Source organism: Marinoscillum furvescens DSM 4134 (genome assembly GCF_003386095.1).
Classification (GTDB): Bacteria; Bacteroidota; Bacteroidia; order Cytophagales; family Cyclobacteriaceae; genus Marinoscillum; species Marinoscillum furvescens.
In genome coordinates this window covers 1-17,993 of record NZ_QREG01000001.1, presented here as the reverse complement: position 1 = coordinate 17,993, position 17,993 = coordinate 1, and the positions used below count along the sequence as shown (strand labels likewise).

Genomic DNA, 17,993 nt, shown 5'->3' with positions numbered 1-17,993 from the left:
AACCATTAAATCATACAAATGATGAAAAAATTATTATACATATTCTTCATGACATGTTTAGGGTTCGGTTGTGAAGATCAGTTTTTAGAAGAACGTGCTGTTACCGTTCTAAATGGAAATTATTATAAGACCGCAGAGGGCTTAAGGTCTTTGGTCAATGGTTCTTATCAGGTTTTTAGGTTCAAGCCTGATTATTTGCCAGGTCTCAATCTCTTTGGTGTAGCCAATGATTGTGAAGTCTTTTTGCACAACAATAATGATCGGATCGCATTAGGAACTTATACCTCCGGGGCATGGGGTGGCGCTTCCTCCTCATGGACCACCATGCGAGGTATGGTGGAACAAATCCTGGGTGAAGAATCTGGAGGAGTTACAGAAGGCATGTATCCCGTGATCAACAGATGCAATACGTTTTTGGATAATTATGAGATGGGCAGTGATGAACTGCGCGAACAGGTAAAGGACGCATTGGGCGAGATTTTGTTTATCCGCGCATATAGCTATTATCTTTTGACAAATGTGCTAGGTGATGTTCCACTCATTTTGACCAGTCCTAAGGAATATACCACTGTATTTGATTTCCCCAAAGCTCCATTGGAGGAAATATATCAGGTGATGATCACCGACTTGCGCACAGCAGTGGAAGTGCTGCCTGAGGAAGCCACTCAATTGGGAAGGGTAAGCAAACCAGCAGCAGCTCATTTACTTGCGAAGCTGTATTTGCATAGAGCTCAGGCAGCAGACTGGGCCAACGCTGAAGAGCACCTCGCCATGTTGTATAAAGGAAAGGTAGCTACAGATTTAGATTCGGCGATTTATTATTCTTCTATGGTGATCGATCAAAAGTCGGGAGAAACCGCTTTTGGAGGACTAGCACCAAATTTTGCCGACTTATGGCAGGTGGCCCCTAATGATCCGAATAATTTGAGTCAAAACTACGCACGCGATCTGGTGAGTGAAGTGATCTTGTCATCACAGTACGAAGGTTCTGGAAACTTTAATGGACGATATGGGGGATCCACGCTGATTCATTTTTACAATCAAGACTATACCGTACTTAATTGTGGGTTAGATAGAGCAAATATGACTTATCCGCGCCCTTATAGGGCAGCAGGTCCCAATGATTGGGCCTATGATATGTTTACAGATAAGGCAAATGATTCCAGGTTTGCCAAGACCTATTTGACAGAGTATGCGTCAAATAACGGCAGCTTTGCAAGAAACTCAGATGTGAAATGGGATAAGAAATCTGCATATTACTACAATAACTACTTGAAAGATCGCTATACTGAACGGTACGAGGGAGCTGATGTGGTAGCAGGTGAATCTAAAATTGAGTTTGAAAAACGATGCCTCGTATTTATTGAAAACAGTAAAGATGAACCTTTAGATTCTTTGTGGGTGGCAAGCCAGCCCTATCTCCTTTTAGCCAGATGGGTGGCAGGAAGCCCTGATGGTGAAGGGTACTATGACTATGATGGAGATGGCAATATTATTGGCCTAAAGCCAGGAGTAACTGTCGATCCAGATAACCCCGTAGTAGCAGATGTGAGCAATAGAGAAGTAAGGTATCGGATCATCCCAGAGAGTGGCCCTAGTATTGGAAGGTATGGGTGTGATGCTGAGTCCAGTTCAAGCTTAGCTTACCTGAGCCCGGCGAAGTGGATTGATCGAAACCGTGGACAGGCAGTAAATGATAGAGGACAAGGGGCAATCGATATCCCGGTGATACGGCTGGCCGAAACCTACCTAATTAGGGCAGAAGCGCTCGGCAGAAGAGATGGTCCGGCAGCCGCTATAAGTGACTTGAATGTCATCCGCCAAAGAGCTGCATACCACGTTGGAGAAAATAGGTCAGATATCATTGCAGCTATGGAGCCAGGTGTGCTTACCGGCAGGTATTCCATCCCAGCTGATGAGCAGGAAGCACCATATACGGTAAATCAAGACTCCTATGATGAGATTATGATAACAGGAGAAGAGTGGGGCACAGGTACCAAGGCTCAACGCGAAAACTACCCGCCCACAGCATCTACCGAAATGGAAAGATTCATCCATTTTATATACAACGAAAAGGCTCGTGAGTTCATTTTTGAACAAATGATTACGGAAGATTTGCACAATGCGGGAATCTTGTACGATAGAGTATACTACAGAGATTACTTTGGCGCTCCCATCGCATCACAAGGCACAAGCACACATCCCTTCCCTGTGGACGTAGTGGATCAAGGTGGAGTTGTTGGAGCGATAGGTACCGGAAGAGGCCAGTTGCAAAAGTTTCATACATTCAAACCATGGCCGATTTCATTTTTGAATCTGCTCACAGATTCAAACGGGGCTCCACTAGACCAGCAGGCCTTAGATGCCTATCAAAATCCAGGTTATTAATACAATCAGACCAGAAGAGTTGCTCTTCTGGTCTTCTTTCAAATAAGATGTTATGAAAAATTATAGGGTTTCTTCAATCAATGCCAAATCTATTGGCTTATTGATGGGTATAGTGTTGATTTTGATAAATCATGTACAAGCTCAAACAGATGTAGCTCACATCAAAAGGTCTGTGGTGGCTATCAAAAGCGCTGAAGGAGTCTATGTGAACTGGTCGCTGAAATCCTCCGATTCGGAGGAGGTGGGATTTGATGTCTATCGCTTTACAGATGGGGGGACCGGTGTGAAGTTAAATGAGACGCCAATTCTATCTTCAACTAACTTCTTTGACTCTACCACTACAACATCTGGTAATCAATATGCCGTTGTGCCAGTACTAAACGGCACCGAGCAGGAGTCATCAGATACAGTAGCAGTATTGGATGAGCAATATTTAAATATACCACTTCAAATCCCTGCAGGCGGAAATGTATTGCCAGATGGGAATACATATGACTACAGGGCCAATGATGCCAGCGTAGCTGACCTTGATGGTGATGGTACCTATGAAATTATTTTGAAGTGGGACCCTACCAGGTCAAGGGATAACTCTCAGGGAGGATATACAGGTAAAACACTTATAGATGCCTATAAACTAGATGGCACTTTGCTATGGAGAATCGACCTTGGTTACAACTGTAGGTCAGGAGCACATTACAATCAATTCATGGTATACGATGTAGATGGAGATGGAAAGGCCGAAATGTATTGCAAGACAGCTCCTGGTACCAAGGACGGTACAGGTAATTATCTAAGTAGTGGCCCAGCGGCCAATGATGATGATCATGCTGATTATAGAAACAATAGCGGATATGTATTGGAAGGACCGGAATACCTTACTGTATTTAATGGAACAGATGGTAAAGAACTTGCATCGGTGAATTTGCAACCTGCCCGTGGCAATGTGGGAGATTGGGGAGATACGTATGGTAATCGTGTGGATCGTTTTTTAGGGGCGATTGCCTATCTGGATGGCCAAAGTCCTAGCATCGTTTGGTGTAGGGGTATTTATGAAAAAACACAATTAGCAGCATATGACTGGGATGGGGTCAACCTAAGTCAAAAATGGTTGTTCAATGCTGATGATAATGAAAACTCAGAATATGCCGGCATGGGTAGTCATAATCTCAGTGTCGCCGATATCGATAGTGATGGGTTTGACGAGATCATGTATGGTAGCTGTGCTATCGATCACGATGGTACCGGACTCTGGAGTAAGCAGTCTGAGTTTGGGAAAGGTTCTGCTGATGCTGGTCATCTCACAGATATAATGCCAGACAGAGAAGGGCTAGAAAAATTTGGGATCATGGAAGGCACTGGAAATCCTGGAGCCTTTTTATTGGATGCCCGTACTGGAGAAACGCTCTGGAAAACAGGAAATAAAGATGTTGGGAGAGGTGTTGCCGGTGATCTAGTACCTGAGTTTTATGGAATGGAATGCTGGGGTGGCACCGATGGCCTTCGCAGCGCCAACAATCAGCGAGTTGGATCTTCACCAGGGTCGGTAAATTTTGTTACCTGGTGGGATGGAGACCTCAGCAGAGAAACGATGAGCAATATTTCTGTTAGAAAATATACAGTGGCTGCAGGAGGAGAAACAGTGATTTTCGAAGCAACAGGTTGTGTATCCAATAATTCTACAAAAGCCACGCCCGCACTCCAGGCAGATATCTTAGGAGACTGGCGAGAAGAAATCATATGGAGAACTGAAGACAACTCCGCGCTGAGGATCTATACCACTACGATCCCATCTGACTATCGTTTTGTGAGATTGATGGAGGACCATGTCTACAGGTTATCGGTTGCCTGGCAAAACAATAGCTACAACCAACCTCCTCACACGGGATTCTATTTGGGATCCGATATGTTTAAAACTGCTGCCGAAATACCCCCTTCTCCACCAACTGAGCTTGAATTAACTCTGGATACAGCTTACGTCCAATTGAATTGGAAGGCCAATTATGAGAGTGATATTCAAGGATATCACATTTATAAATCTTCAGGCTCAGAGAACAATTTTCAGCTATTGACGGATACAGTTACAGGTAATGAATTTAAAGATTATGCTATAGAATTAGACGTGGAGTACTTTTACTATATCCTGAGTGAAGATACCTCTGCGAATACTTCTGCAGCCTCACAGGTAGTCAGTGGGATACCAACGGATAGACCTGATGTTCCAGATAACGTCAATGTTAGGGCCGGAAAGTCAAAGAGTCTTATTTATTGGGATGCCTCAAGTGCAGAAATGACCAAAGGTTATAATGTATATTTCACAGAGACTTCTGGAAGCGGATATGTTAAGCTTAATACTGAATTGATTACCGATACCACCTACCTACATGAAGGGTTATCGGAATCTTTGACCTATTACTACATCGTTCGAGCGATGGGTTTCAAAGAATCCCTGGATTCCGAGGAAGTGTTTGTGGTACCAGGAAATTACAAAACGATTCAAGCAGAGACTGGATTGGTGGTGAATGGATACATTGAGAATAATCATGTAGGGTTCGAAGGAGAAGGCTTTGTAAACCTTAGTAGTGCAGGTTATTTGCAATTGCCTTATATCTACAGCGAACAGGAAGGCTGGACTTATTTGGCCATTCGTTATGCGAATGGAAGTGGAGAGGGTAGGACTGGTAAATTGCATATCAATGACTCTTCTTTTTCTTATACGATGGAGTCCACCGGACAATGGAATAATTATATTTATGATACCCTCCTGCTAAACTTAAATGCAGGATTTCAGAATTTCTTGACCATTGAGTCAACCGGAAATGATTTCGGGAATATTGATGAAGTTATTGTGAGTAGTGAGCAGGTAAACCCTGAAGATTTTGATTGTATGGGGGTTTATTTGGGTACGGCTTATTTGGATGATTGTGGGGTGTGTGTTAGTGGTTCGTCTGGGTTTGATCCATGCTATTCCGATATCACTGAAGGCGTTACATATAGGATCTCACTTGATCACTCTGGTCTATGTGTTGAAGGAGGTGAGGAAATTATTCAAAATGAATGCGCTGGCGTTGTTAGCCAGAACTGGTTATTCGAAAAGGGATTTGTAGGCTATAAAATTAAAAATTCCGAAACTGATCTCTACATGGGATATGTAGGAAATACTGTCACCGTGTCTACTGCCGGCCGAGAATGGCGAGTAGAGCAAACGGAAAATGGCAAGTTTCGAATTGTCAAAGCGAGTGATTTGGAAATAGGAATAGCCATCCCAGGGAAGAAAACCGATGAAGGAGTCGGGTTGTCATTGGTTCCACGAACAAATGGAGCTTCTGCACATTTATTTGGAATTGAAGAAAGCTTAGCTTTAGGTTCAGATAACCACATCGAACGTTTGGTAGCATACCCGAATCCATTTATCGATCAAGTGCACATCTCGGTCAATTATAGTGGAGACTTTCTTCCGGAAATTGAAGTGATCTCGATGTTAGGTCAACAGGTAGTATCTGATCAAATGCAACCTACTTCTGGAAGTGAATTCATTTATGACTGGAAACCAAAAACAGAAATTTCTAAAGGAATTTATCTGGCGAACATTCGAGTAAATGATGAAATTATAGCTGTGTACAGATTGCTGTACGAATAAGTCTTCTAAATAAATATCATTGAAAAAAGCCTGAGAAGCTCTATGGTTATAGGAGCTACTCAGGCTTTTTTGTGCAGCTAGATGAGTGGTTTTTTTCCGGTATGCATTCTTATTTTCTGTAGTTTTCGTAAAACTGCTTTTTTCCTTATCCACGCAGGAATTGCCGAGTCCAATACAATTTTAAGTTCTTCGGCTAAAATTTTTGTTTCTATGGATGGTCTAATTAACCTACCATAACCCTTTTATGAACCAACACTCCCATGTTCATTTATGTCGTTTAGCTACAAATCGATGACGTCTGTCTAAATAATTTTCTGGACTCAGGGATTAGTTGAAATTAGCAGAAGCAAGCAACACGCGCTGATGACGATCAGCTTCGTTCGTGTACGTTTTGCGATTGTTTTCAACCATTTTTCTGTTAATGACCGTATTCCTAATCAGATGTCTTGTCATCATTTTTTGCATGCCTCTGGCATGCGCCCAACCCATCAAAACGCCGCAAACCTATGTAGCCCATCGGACGAGCACAGCCCTGCTCATAGATGGTGTAGGCAATGAGGCCGACTGGCAGCAAGCCAGCTGGACGCAGCCCTTTATCGATATAGAAGGGGTGAAAACTCCCCGATACCAAACCCAGGTCAAAATGCTCTGGGATGATACCTACTTTTACATCCTCGCTCAAATGGAGGAGCCGCACGTTTGGGCCGATTTGGTAAAGCGTGATACCATCGTCTATTACAACAATGATTTTGAGGTGTTTGTAGACCCGGATGGCGATACGCACAACTACTATGAGCTCGAAATCAATGCCCTCAACACCGTTTGGGATTTGTTTATCACCAAGCCCTATCGGAACGGTGGGTTGGTGCTCAACGATTGGGACATCCATGGGTTACAGTCTGCGGTGAAGGTAGATGGCACCCTCAACGACCCGTCTGATCTGGACAATGGCTGGACACTGGAGGTAGCCATTCCATGGAAAGCTTACCGCAAAGGCTTTTTTCATCAAGCAGCTCCTGAGGATCAGTTTTGGCGAGTGAATTTCTCGCGCGTCAACTGGGACCACCAACTCGTGGATGGAGTCTATCAGCGAAAACAAGATGAAAACGGCAATTACCTGCCAGAATATAACTGGGTGTGGTCTCCGCAGGGAGTGATCAACATGCATGAACCAGAACAGTGGGGTTATGTCTACTTCTCCACTCAGCCGGTTGGCTCAGATGTAAATTTTACCATTCCTGAAGATGAGCCTATCAAATGGAAACTCTACGAACTATACCGTGCTCACAAGGCCTACATTCGTGCACATAAAAAAATGGCTAATGAAATAGCTGACTTTGCGGAGACTGATGTGCAAGTAGGAGGTGAATCACTTGCTCCAGGGCTGGAAGTACATAGCCTGGGTTGGAATATCTCTATGAAAAGCCCCTTTACAGGCAAAACACTCAGCGTAAGAGAAGATGGAAAATACATTGAAACGAAATAAGACTATGCGATTATTGAAGCTACTCATGGTGGTGACCTTGTTTACCATAATGGCCTGTGAGACCGAAGAAAAAAACACTGCAGCATCCGTAGATGAACAAGCAGAAAAATTTAAATACTGGGCATGGATGACCGCACGGGCAGACATGTCCGACTCAGCTTATAGCTCCAACTTTCAGAAGCTGAAAGCTCACGGGCTGGACGCCATTTTAATCAATACTGGAACGGACCCGGAATTACTACGACGCATCACACCACTGGCCACCGATGCAGGCCTGGAAGTGCATGCCTGGATGTTTACCACCAATCGTCCTGGAGATACCGTGGCATTGCAGCACCCTGAGTGGTACATGGTGAGCCGGAGCGGAAAGTCTTGTTTTAATGCAGACGAGAGGCCCTATGTGGGATATTACCAGTGGTTATCTCCGAGTCACCCCGAGGCTCGAGCCCATATCCTCAGTCTGGTGGAAGGGCTGGTGAAGGTAGAAGGTGTCACCAGCGTGCATTTAGATTATATCCGCTATCCGGACGTGTTTTTGCCTATAGGGCTGCTGCCAAAATACAACCTGGTGCAGGAAGAGGAGCTTCCTGATTTTGACTTTGATTACTCCGATGCGGCGGTTAACAAATTTAAAGCCTTGCACCACAAAGACCCTCGCCTGATGGACAACCCGGCTATCGATATGGAGTGGAAAAACTTCCGATTAAATGAAATCCGTACGCTGGTGAATGAAGCTTATGATTTGGTGCATGGCTATGACAAACAGCTCAGCGCCGCGGTGTTTCCCTATCCGGAAATGGCCGATCATATGGTGCGCCAGCGCTGGGATAAGTGGAAGATCGATGATGTGCTTCCCATGATTTATCATAATTTTTACAACGAAGAACTGGACTGGATTGGCTATGCCACGGCGCAGGGCATTCAGGATTTGGAAGCGAAAGACGTCCGTCTGCATACAGGGCTATTCGTGCCTGAACTCTCCGCAGCACAGCTGGACACGGCCATAGCAGAGGCCAAAGCCAATGGAGCCGGTGGGGTGGCATTCTTTAGCGCCAATTCCCTTACGGACGAAAAACTTAAAGTGGTGAAAGCATCAAAAGAAAACTAGATGTCGGATAGAAGAGAATTTATCAAAAAAGCTGCATTGGGCAGTATCGGGGCCGGGGCAGCGCTACATGGTGTGATGGGAGCGAAAGGCCCCGTTTCGGCTACAGCCCAAAACGGAACTAAACCATTGATCATATCCACCTGGAATCACGGCCTAGCGGCCAACGATGAAGCCTGGCAGCAACTCAAAAGTGGTGCTAGTGCGCTGGATGCCATCGTAGCGGGAGTTGGCGTATCGGAGGCCGACCCAAAGGTGCGTAGCGTGGGCTATGGAGGACTGCCCGATCGGGAAGGAAAGGTGACTCTGGATGCCTGTATTATGGATCATAAGAGTGATTGTGGTTCGGTGTCCTTTTTGCAAGGCATCAAACACCCAATAGCGGTGGCTAAAAAGGTCCTTGAAGATACACCTCATGTGATGCTCACAGGATCTGGCGCATTACAGTTTGCATTGGAGCAGGGCTTCAAACAAGAAAACCTGCTCACAGCCAAGTCGGAGCATGACTGGAGAGAATGGCTCAAAAAATCAAAATATGAGCCGGTGATCAACATCGAAAATCATGATACCATCAGCATGCTGGTACTGGATGCTGACGGCAACTTGTCAGGAGGCTGTACTACAAGTGGGGCAGCGTGGAAGATGCATGGCAGGGTAGGAGACTCGCCCATCATAGGAGCGGGGCTTTTTCTGGACAATGAAGTAGGAGCTGCAGCTGCTACTGGTCTGGGGGAGGCCATCGTACGTACGGCAGGTAGTGCCATGGTAGTAGAGCTCATGCGGCAGGGCATGTCACCGGCGGAGGCATGTAAAGAAATCGTGGAGCGCATCCACAAAAAACACATCAACCACAAAGACATGAGCTACCTGCAGGTAGGATTTATCGCCGTAAACAAAGCCGGCGAATACGGTGGGTACAGCCTGCGTAGTGGCTTTAACTATGCCGTCACCGATGAAGGGTCAGGCACGCGCCTTGAAGATGCGACGTTTAAAATGACATGGGAAGAATGATCAGAGGACTCGGTTTGTTGCTGCTCATCTGTGGTGTAGGCATTGCTGGTGCACAAGAGTTTTCCTCATACGTCAATCCATTTATAGGTACCTCCAACTATGGCGCTACCAATCCGGGAGCGATTGCTCCTCGGGGCATGGTGAGTGTGTCACCTTTCAATGTGGCGGGTAAGCAAAACGTATTGGAAAAAGATGCTGGCTGGCTGTCCAACCCCTATGTTTACGAAAACACCTTTTTGACGGGCTTTTCGCATGTAAACCTCAGCGGTGTGGGCTGTCCTGACCTGGGAGTGATTTTACTGATGCCTACCACAGGTGACCTGGAAACCAACCACCTGGCTTATGGTAGCACCTACTCCGATGAGGAGGCCGCTACTGGTTACTATCGGGTAAAGCTAGACAGGTATGACGTGGAGACGGAAATGACTGCTACTACTCGTACAGGCATTTCCAGATATTCGTTTCCTGCAGGTAAATCCAATATTTTGCTCAACCTGGGATTAGGGCTTACCAACGAATCTGGTGCCTCAGTGAAGGTGGTTTCCCCGACCGAAATAGAGGGAATGCGTACCGTAGGGTCGTTTTGTTATTACAAACCAGAAGAAAGCTATCCCGTATATTTCGTGGCAGAGTTTAGCCATCCGGCTGATGAGTTTGGGGTATGGAAAACACCTCATCGCTATTCCGGTCCCGAAGCGCAATGGATGCCTTACAATGGCAAAACGCGCATCATGAAAGGCTATCGCAAAGAAGTGCTGGGCGATAGTGTGGGGGTTTATTTTAGTTATGGCTTTGAGCAGCCCACGCAGGTAGAGGTGAAAGTAGGGGTTTCATACGTGAGCATAGCCAATGCTCGGGAAAACCTGAGAAAAGAAACGAGTGGGCGCACTTTCGAGGAGCTTTCCAAATCCAATAATGACCAGTGGAACGAACTGCTTTCTCGTGTGAAGGTCGAGGGAGGTTCGGAAGACGATAAGACCATCTTCTACACTGCACTTTACCACACGCTTATTCACCCCAGCACGCTCAACGATTGCAACGGTGAGTACCCTGCAATGGCTACAAGAGAGACCTTGAAGACCGAGGGAACCCGTTTTACAGTGTTTTCCCTTTGGGACACCTATAGAAACTTACATCCCCTGATGTCGCTGCTTTACCCAGACCAACAATCCGATATGGTGAAGAGCATGCTTAATATTTATGATGAGAGCGGCTGGCTACCTAAGTGGGAGCTAAATGCCACCGAGACCACCACCATGGTGGGAGATCCCGCGGGCATCGTGCTGACCGACACCTACCTTCGAGGGATTCAGGATTTTGATGTGATGAAGGCCTATGAAGCCATGAAAAAGAGTGCTGAGGCCCTGGAAGATAACCCGCTAAGACCGGGAAACAGCGAATATTGGTCTAATGGCTACCTGACTATCGCCAATGCTGGCCCCGTTTCCACTACCCAGGAGTACAACATTACAGACCATGCCATTGCCATGCTGGCAAAGGAGCTCGGTGACCAACCGAAGTATGAAAAGTTTGCAAAGCAGTCGATTTCCTATCGCAACTTATACGATGCGCAGCTGCAATTGCTTCGGCCTAAAAACCCTGATGGCAGCTGGTATGCGCCCTATGATCCAGCGGCCGGTGCCAACTTTGCGAAGAATGTTGGGTTTATTGAGGGCAATGCCTGGCAATATACGTTTATGGTGACGCATGATGTACATGGACTCATCGACCTGATGGGAGGTGAGAAGCCCTTTGCTGACCAGCTGCAGCGCGTGTTTGACGAAGGGCAATTTGACATGGCCAACGAGCCCGATATTGCCTATCCTTTTCTGTTCAACTATGTAAAGGGCGAAGAGTGGAAGAGTCAGCAGCGGGTGCGCCAGCTCGTACGCGAATACTTCAAAAACAGCCCTGACGGTCTACCGGGCAACGACGATACCGGCACCATGTCTGCCTGGGTGATTTACAGCATGATGGGCATTTACCCTATTTCGCCAGGAGATCCGGTATACACCCTTACAGCACCCATGTTTGATCGGGTGACTATCACGCTGGATGGCGATTATTACTCCGGAAAGGAGCTGGTGATCGAGCGGACAGGCAATCCCGAAGGCTACATCCGCGAGGTAACACTCGATGGAGCATCACACGAAGGCTACTTCATCGACCATGAAAAGCTGGTGAATGGCGGAGTATTGCAGATGGAGTTGGAGTGAAGCTTTGAATTGGTTTTAAGCCTATGTAAAGGCAATCCCGAATATACCTGTCTAGCTAAGGACCTGAACGAACAAGACACTGACGAATGACCAACCCATCCCAACGAGGTAAAGCAGTACTTCACCGAGTTGGGTCGGTGAGCGCACGGCACTGATCTATCTTAGCATTAAGAATCCGTGGTTGGGAAATATAAAGGATTCTTGGTTGGGAATTGAAAAGCCTGTTTGGAACGCAAACAGGCTTTTTTTATATCCAAGTCACCTTGAAGTCCAAGTCAGAATTTCGGTGTAATTCCGAAGTGCTTTTTGAGCCTTAAAGTCTGATAGTTACACCTCTGTTTTTTGCCTGGGGATAGTACATCTATCGCCTCGATGTTATGAGTGTTTTCATCTTCTTACTGGAAAATCATGCTCCATTGGCTGTTGATTCGGGTGCCAAAAGTTAAAATCATATGAACCATCGTCAATACGAGCTCTAACGGTAAGTAAAGAGTTGATTTTGGGGAAATAGTTGAGGTAACCTTTCTACTGGTTAGAATGATTCGTCTTGAATTAATAAGTTTTTATTTGGAATGTTCGTTCTGTTATGTGTAGGTTTGAAAAATGGAATGATCGTTCTGTTATTCAATTTTCACACTTAAATACAATTCACAATGAGTAAACTACATGAGAAACTAGCTGTGGTTACCGGTGGCAACAGCGGAATAGGTTATGCCACAGCCCGGGAGCTAAAAAGCCAGGGGGCTACGGTAATCATCACTGGCCGAAATGCCGAGAAAGTAAAAGCGGCAGCACAAGAGCTGGAGGTGAGCGGGATCGTGGCTGATGTGCGCAACTTAACTGATATCGACCAGCTAGTGGAGCAAATCAGCACCCAATACGGGAAGGTGGATGTGTTATTTGTCAATGCAGGAGTGTTTCAGCCGGCACCTTTGGGTCAGCTCAGTGAAGCCCTTTTTGACAATCAGATCGCGGTAAATTTCAAAGGTGCCGTATTTACAACTGAGAAGTTTCTGCCGATCCTAAATGATGGTGCTTCCATCATTAATTTGTCGTCTATCAATGCTTACACCGGAATGCCAAATACTGCAATTTATGCTGCTACTAAAGCCGCATTAAACTCCTTTACGCGCACGGCTGCTACCGAGTTGGCCCACAGGCAGATCAGGGTAAACGCCGTAAATCCTGGTCCCATAGCCACGCCCATTTTTGAGAAATCAGGCCTTAAACAGGAGGAGCTGGAAGGCATGGGAGCTGCCATGCAGCAGCGTATACCACTCAAGCGCTATGGACAGCCTGAAGAGATTGCACGACTGGTAGCATTTCTGGCTTCTGATGATGCTGGGTTCATTACCGGTAGTGAGTACAACATCGATGGAGGAGTGAATGTAAATCCGCTGGTTGCTTAATTTTTTTTCAAATATTTTGGAATGAAAGTTCCAGATGAAGATCTTTGTGAAAGCGTAATGCTGCGCTTTCACATAGGTTTTTTATGCCCAGAACGAAACGATTTGATGAAGAAGAAGTCCTTACCAAAGCCATGAGGTTGTTTTGGAAGCAGGGCTATGCAGCTACATCTGTACAGGATCTGGTGGCCCATCTGGGCATTAACAGGGCAAGCCTCTACGATACGTTTGGTGATAAGGACAGGTTATTCAAACAGTCTTTTGAACTGTATAGAAAGCAGAGCATCCAGTCCATCAAAAAGCTATTTGATGAGTATTCGGATGTAAAAGAAGGATTTTCGCGCTTGTTTGCTCAGGCCATTGAAGAGGCACTGGAGGATAAAGATAAAAAGGGGTGTTTTGCTGTAAACACCACCACCGAGCTGGTACCCAATGATGCAAGCTGTCAGGAAATTTTGGAAGCTAATCGTCTGGCATTCGAAAGACTGTTTTATGACTACTTGCACACAGGGCAGCAAAGCGGACAACTGGATGGTAAAAACCTGCGTGTGTTGGCTTCCATGCTCTACGTTACTTACAATGGCTTACTAGTGGTGACGAAAATCCATACCAGCAAACATGAGCTCCTGGAAGCTGCTAATCTGACGCTCTCATTGCTGGGGTGAGCAGCCTGGGCTATATGGAGTTGCCTTTGGCTATCACATAAGATACAATGGACTTCACCAGCTGACCTTTAGCGCTGGTAAATACATAGAAATCAGCAAACCCAAAACTGCTTCCGTCCTGCATGAGCATTTCTCCTTTTACAGCAGCCTCTTTTCCATGGGTGATGATCGTATGGATGGTCAGCTCCGAGGCCTTGTTGCCACTCATGGCTTCCAATGCTTCCCTAAAGTTTTGTTTACCAACGATCGGTGCTTCACCCACCAGTGTCCATGTCACCTGATCTGCCAGGTAGGGCATGGCCTTTTTTAGGTCATAAGACGCAAAGTGGATAGTTAGGTTTTTGATCAGCTCCTTCTTTGGGGCATTGCCACAGTCCGGGGTAAGGTTGAGTTTCATGAGCTAAAAGGAAGTTTGTTTAAAACTATCAAGTATCTGTCGTATCGGCTGTGTTTTTTTTAATTAAAAGTCCTACGAAATTCAGATGGAGACATTTCGGTTTTTCTTTTGAACAGTTTGTTAAATGACGAAGGGTGTTCGAAGCCCAGTTTATATGCAATTTCACTTACAGATAGTTGTGTTGTTGATAGTTGTTCTTTTGCCTTTTCTACTAGTCTGTTATGAATGTGCTGTTGTGTATTCATTCCTGTTAGTGATTTAAGCATATTGCTTAAATAGCCTGGAGAAATATTAAGCTCATCAGAGACCTGTTGTACACTTGGTAATCCAGATGCTGCAAAACTGTTTGTACTAAAGAACTTGGACAGTACATTTTCTACTTTATTTAGAAGCAGGTGGTTTGGTTTGTTTCGTGTTATAAACTGTCGTTCGTAAAAACGCTCAGCATAACTAAGCAAAAGCTCTATTTGCGAGATGATAATTTTTTGACTGAACTTATCTATGTTCGTTTGATATTCCTGTTCAATCCTTTTTAGGATATCAACCATCGTACGCTCTTCTTTTTTCGATAGAAAAAGGGCCTCATTTGTGGAGTAATTGAAAAAGTTATAGGATCTGATCGTTTCCGCGAGCGGAGTATTCCACATAAAATCAGGATGAATGAACAGTAACCAGCCCGTGGGCTTGCAGGATATATCAGTGCCAATATTTGGGTTATCCTGCAAGCTGATTACCTGATTTGGGGAGACAAAAGTCATAATGCCTTCATCAAAATCATATTCTTGCTGTCCATAATAGAACTTATACGGGACATTGCGTTTTAGACCAATGGTGTAATAATCATGGACCAAACTGAGCTTTTTAGACGTTGTTTCATGCCGTACATTGCTGTAATCCACCAGGCTGATCAGGGGGTGCTGTGGAGGAGGTAAATGTGCAAAATTATGGTAGTCTCTGATTTTCGAGAATCGTTGTAGATGTGCCATATTGAGATTAAAATTATTGCCTTATAATGATGCCTGTAGTTAGATAAGCATTCCTCCGGATAGTTCGATACGTTGTCCGTTTATCCAACCAGCCTGAGCTGAACATAAAAATGCTACCACCCCGCCAATATCTGCTGCTTCGCCCACTCTGCCCAACGCAGTTGTGCTAGAGATAAGAGCTCTTTTTTCTTCGTTAAACCGGTTGGTGCCTCCACCAAAATCAGTAGCAATTGCACCAGGAGCTACTACATTGGCAGATATTTTTCTTGTTCCCAGTTCTTTGGCAAGGTAGCGCGTAAAAACCTCAACTCCCCCTTTCATAATGGCATATGCCGAAGAGCCTGGAAAACTAAATCGTGTAAGGCCGCTTGAAATATTAATAATTCTTCCTCCGTCTTTCATGAGTGGTAATGCAGACTGGGTTAAGAAATATACGCTTTTTAAGTGAATTTTTAACATTTCATCAAAGTCCTGCACTGTAGTTTCTTCGATGGTTTTATATAACCCTGTACCGGCATTATTGATTAAAAAATCAAACCTGGTATTTCCGTGATGCTTTTTTAAGTAAACAGAGACTTGAGATATTAATTTTTCCGCAGAAATTGGGTTGGAAGCATCATACTGAAATGCTTTTGCTTTCGAGCCTAACCTTTCAATTTCAGTTATTACTTCATCGGCCTTTGCTTTGTTGCTGTGATAGGTAAACACTATGTGAACGCCATCCTTTGCCAGGTTTAGTGCCATGTCTTTTCCTAGTCCCCGACTCGCTCCAGTTATGATTGCAATTTTAGTGCTCATATTCGTGATTGTTTGTTTTACAATGCAAAACTGGGCCATTAGAAATGCTAAAACTTTTCCAATTCTAAGGATAGCTTGTCTATATCTGAATGTGATTGCCCGCGGGACGTACTACTACGGAGCTACGAACCGATGCTTTCCTATTACCGTAAAACACAACCCGAAATTCAGTGAACGGGGACGCCTGGTCCGCCGTATACTTGCCTTTGCCGGCTGCCGGCTTAGGCAGGTTCAGAAAGTGAAAAAATCCTGCGAGATGAAGACGGTAGTGCCGCAGGCATGCCTATGGCAAAAGTACAAACCTTTACCCGCGGCTGATTCAGAGTGATGTATTGCACTTACACCAGCAAAGGGGCAGTTAGGCGCATTCCTGCTCAGCGATTGTTAGATTTTCGTTTACAATCCAGTTGAGTTAGGATTTTGCCGAGTATCCCAGACTCTCAGAATTTGAATTTCATTAGGTTCGATGCGATAGAAAATTTTGTAATGCCGCACTACTTTTGAATACACATTACGATAGTCCGTGCGTATTCCAATATTTGGAAAGTTTGAAATGAGTTCTGCCGATTTCTCGAACAGTTGCTCAAGTTTTTCAGGATATGAATCAGATTGATTCCTTTCTAGCCAATATCTGTAAATGTCCGTCCGATCAGAAATTGATCGAGTTGTCCATCTTACTTTTTTAGCCATTCCTTAACAAGCTGGCTTGCTTCTGAATTAGTGTGAAGTTTGCCAATTTCAGCGTCAGAAATCCCTTCATCTATTGCTTTCTTCTCAAGGTCTGTTAGTTCCTCTACATGTTCTATTTCATATTCCAATTCGACGGCCTTCAAAAGTTCGTCCAACAGCCTTGGGTCGTTGATGTCGTTAACCCGTTCTTTTATTCTTTCCTTGACGTTCATTTTATAAAGTTATGGAGTTGAGCTGAAAGTTGCTAAAGCCTCGAATGAAATCTAACGTCTAGCTTTTCGGCATTGTCCTGCTTATCCTCTGGCTCTAGTACTTCTTCCTCTCTAGGCAGGTGGGCAGGAAGTACCATACGAATGGGCTTCTTTTTGGCTTTCTTCTCCTTGGTATAGCTGATGGTTTGTTGCTCTGCTTCAGGTTCTATCTCGTTAGATTCAAGTGGTAAAGCCACCGCCTTACCAGTGGAGTAGCTTGATTCTATTGCGCTGTTTGTTGATAAACACATAGACCGCTCCGCTGAAAGGATCTTTATCCATTTGCGAGCGGACAAGCCCCGACAGGCTATCAAAGTGGATATTACGGTTCTAACTATGCCACTTTTATCGGTGCATCTGTGCCATTGATTTCGGCCTACGCGGCGCGGTTCAGACTGTGCCACTTTCACGGCCTGCGTCACGGTTCTAACAGTGCCACTCTGGGGAAAGCGTTTTATACTCGGCTTTAAAAAGAGCTGATATGTCAAAAACCCTTGACCCGATGGATTTAAAACAGATCATAACCCTTCACCTTGATGGGCTCAGTAACCGCAAGATTGGCGAGTTACTAGGCATCAGTCGTAATACGATCAACCGCTACCTTCAGCTCTTCAAGGGCAGCGAATACAATTTAGAAGAGCTTTTGAAATTTGATCAGGCAGCACTTCGAGAGCAATTTTCCGTTAAGACCACTATCGATAATGATCGGTTCAATGAGCTGATGATTTATCTAGAACAAACGCACCAGCAGCGATTCCACCCTGGGTTTACTTTTCAGTATCACTATCAGGAGTATAGAGCAATTAGCAATTACCCGTACAGTTACACTCAGTTTATGGCTCACTATCGTGCCAAATATGCGCGAGAAAAGGGCTCCATGAAGCTGGATCACAAAGCAGGTCACGAGATGTTTGTTGACTTTTCCGGCAAAAAGCTATCTGTAGTAGATAAGCAAAC

The 17,993-nt window shown here is 45.0% G+C and carries 15 protein-coding genes; 9 read left to right on the top strand and 6 right to left on the bottom strand.

The window, feature by feature from the left end; all coding sequences use genetic code 11:
• Positions 1–18 precede the first annotated feature (18 nt).
• The 8 genes from C7460_RS00085 (at position 19) to C7460_RS00050 (ending at position 13,914) form a co-directional block, all read left to right on the top strand.
• Entirely contained in the window at positions 19–2,388 is a 2,370-nt protein-coding gene (locus C7460_RS00085) for a RagB/SusD family nutrient uptake outer membrane protein (protein WP_115866026.1), read from the top strand.
• Between the two features lie 52 nt (positions 2,389–2,440).
• Positions 2,441–6,025 (top strand): rhamnogalacturonan lyase family protein, encoded by a 3,585-nt coding sequence (locus C7460_RS00080; RefSeq protein ID WP_115866025.1) that lies wholly within the window; start codon positions 2,441–2,443, stop codon positions 6,023–6,025.
• Between the two features lie 421 nt (positions 6,026–6,446).
• Positions 6,447–7,511 (top strand): carbohydrate-binding family 9-like protein, encoded by a 1,065-nt coding sequence (locus C7460_RS00075; RefSeq protein ID WP_115866024.1) that lies wholly within the window; start codon positions 6,447–6,449, stop codon positions 7,509–7,511.
• 4 nt (positions 7,512–7,515) lie between these two features.
• A complete protein-coding gene (locus C7460_RS00070) occupies positions 7,516–8,619 on the top strand; it encodes a family 10 glycosylhydrolase (protein WP_115866496.1) in 1,104 nt (367 codons plus the stop codon).
• Positions 8,620–9,627 (top strand): isoaspartyl peptidase/L-asparaginase family protein, encoded by a 1,008-nt coding sequence (locus tag C7460_RS00065; RefSeq protein WP_115866023.1) that lies wholly within the window; start codon positions 8,620–8,622, stop codon positions 9,625–9,627.
• Entirely contained in the window at positions 9,624–11,843 is a 2,220-nt protein-coding gene (locus C7460_RS00060; RefSeq protein ID WP_115866022.1) for a GH92 family glycosyl hydrolase, read from the top strand. Before C7460_RS00065 ends, C7460_RS00060 begins: the two co-directional genes overlap by 4 nt.
• A gap of 653 nt (positions 11,844–12,496) precedes the next feature.
• Positions 12,497–13,252 carry an SDR family NAD(P)-dependent oxidoreductase gene (locus C7460_RS00055; protein WP_115866021.1) on the top strand — a complete coding sequence of 252 codons (756 nt, stop codon included), beginning with the start codon at positions 12,497–12,499 and terminating at the stop codon, positions 13,250–13,252.
• 83 nt (positions 13,253–13,335) lie between these two features.
• Positions 13,336–13,914, top strand: a complete 579-nt coding sequence (locus C7460_RS00050; protein WP_115866020.1) for a TetR/AcrR family transcriptional regulator — start codon at positions 13,336–13,338, stop codon at positions 13,912–13,914.
• A gap of 10 nt (positions 13,915–13,924) precedes the next feature.
• Here C7460_RS00050 and C7460_RS00045 read toward each other — a convergent pair whose 3' ends face one another.
• The 6 genes from C7460_RS00045 to C7460_RS24200 all read right to left on the bottom strand — a co-directional run bounded on the left by C7460_RS00045 (position 13,925) and on the right by C7460_RS24200 (position 17,287).
• On the bottom strand, positions 13,925–14,311 hold the full coding sequence (locus tag C7460_RS00045) for a nuclear transport factor 2 family protein (protein WP_115866019.1): 387 nt from the start codon (positions 14,309–14,311) through the stop codon (positions 13,925–13,927).
• A 59-nt stretch (positions 14,312–14,370) separates the two neighbouring features.
• Positions 14,371–15,297: a helix-turn-helix domain-containing protein gene (locus C7460_RS00040; protein WP_115866018.1), complete on the bottom strand. Its 927-nt coding sequence runs from the start codon at positions 15,295–15,297 to the stop codon at positions 14,371–14,373.
• A gap of 39 nt (positions 15,298–15,336) precedes the next feature.
• Positions 15,337–16,095 carry an SDR family NAD(P)-dependent oxidoreductase gene (locus tag C7460_RS00035; protein WP_115866017.1) on the bottom strand — a complete coding sequence of 253 codons (759 nt, stop codon included), beginning with the start codon at positions 16,093–16,095 and terminating at the stop codon, positions 15,337–15,339.
• A 396-nt stretch (positions 16,096–16,491) separates the two neighbouring features.
• Positions 16,492–16,785, bottom strand: a complete 294-nt coding sequence (locus C7460_RS24495; RefSeq protein WP_115866015.1) for a type II toxin-antitoxin system RelE/ParE family toxin — start codon at positions 16,783–16,785, stop codon at positions 16,492–16,494.
• Positions 16,770–16,997 carry a hypothetical protein gene (locus tag C7460_RS00020; protein WP_115866014.1) on the bottom strand — a complete coding sequence of 76 codons (228 nt, stop codon included), beginning with the start codon at positions 16,995–16,997 and terminating at the stop codon, positions 16,770–16,772. The genes C7460_RS24495 and C7460_RS00020 overlap by 16 nt, the downstream gene beginning before the upstream one ends.
• Before the next feature lie 32 nt (positions 16,998–17,029).
• Positions 17,030–17,287, bottom strand: a complete 258-nt coding sequence (locus C7460_RS24200; protein WP_115866013.1) for an IS66 family transposase — start codon at positions 17,285–17,287, stop codon at positions 17,030–17,032.
• 230 nt (positions 17,288–17,517) lie between these two features.
• On the opposite strand from C7460_RS24200, the gene C7460_RS00005 reads away from it, so the two are divergent.
• The coding region (locus C7460_RS00005) for a helix-turn-helix domain-containing protein (protein ID WP_185148281.1) at positions 17,518–17,993 on the top strand (476 nt) is incomplete at its 3' end.

What these genes read in the sequence shown, in the direction of transcription:
- C7460_RS00085 (WP_115866026.1), top strand. Translation starts at nt 19, where the DNA reads ATGATGAAAAAATTATTATACATATTCTTCATGACATGTTTAGGGTTC.
- C7460_RS00080 (WP_115866025.1), top strand. Translation starts at nt 2,441, where the DNA reads ATGAAAAATTATAGGGTTTCTTCAATCAATGCCAAATCTATTGGCTTA.
- C7460_RS00075 (WP_115866024.1), top strand. Translation starts at nt 6,447, where the DNA reads ATGACCGTATTCCTAATCAGATGTCTTGTCATCATTTTTTGCATGCCT.
- C7460_RS00070 (WP_115866496.1), top strand. Translation starts at nt 7,516, where the DNA reads ATGCGATTATTGAAGCTACTCATGGTGGTGACCTTGTTTACCATAATG.
- C7460_RS00065 (WP_115866023.1), top strand. Translation starts at nt 8,620, where the DNA reads ATGTCGGATAGAAGAGAATTTATCAAAAAAGCTGCATTGGGCAGTATC.
- C7460_RS00060 (WP_115866022.1), top strand. Translation starts at nt 9,624, where the DNA reads ATGATCAGAGGACTCGGTTTGTTGCTGCTCATCTGTGGTGTAGGCATT.
- C7460_RS00055 (WP_115866021.1), top strand. Translation starts at nt 12,497, where the DNA reads ATGAGTAAACTACATGAGAAACTAGCTGTGGTTACCGGTGGCAACAGC.
- C7460_RS00050 (WP_115866020.1), top strand. Translation starts at nt 13,336, where the DNA reads ATGCCCAGAACGAAACGATTTGATGAAGAAGAAGTCCTTACCAAAGCC.
- C7460_RS00045 (WP_115866019.1), bottom strand. Translation starts at nt 14,311, where the DNA reads ATGAAACTCAACCTTACCCCGGACTGTGGCAATGCCCCAAAGAAGGAG.
- C7460_RS00040 (WP_115866018.1), bottom strand. Translation starts at nt 15,297, where the DNA reads ATGGCACATCTACAACGATTCTCGAAAATCAGAGACTACCATAATTTT.
- C7460_RS00035 (WP_115866017.1), bottom strand. Translation starts at nt 16,095, where the DNA reads ATGAGCACTAAAATTGCAATCATAACTGGAGCGAGTCGGGGACTAGGA.
- C7460_RS24495 (WP_115866015.1), bottom strand. Translation starts at nt 16,785, where the DNA reads ATGGCTAAAAAAGTAAGATGGACAACTCGATCAATTTCTGATCGGACG.
- C7460_RS00020 (WP_115866014.1), bottom strand. Translation starts at nt 16,997, where the DNA reads ATGAACGTCAAGGAAAGAATAAAAGAACGGGTTAACGACATCAACGAC.
- C7460_RS24200 (WP_115866013.1), bottom strand. Translation starts at nt 17,287, where the DNA reads ATGTGTTTATCAACAAACAGCGCAATAGAATCAAGCTACTCCACTGGT.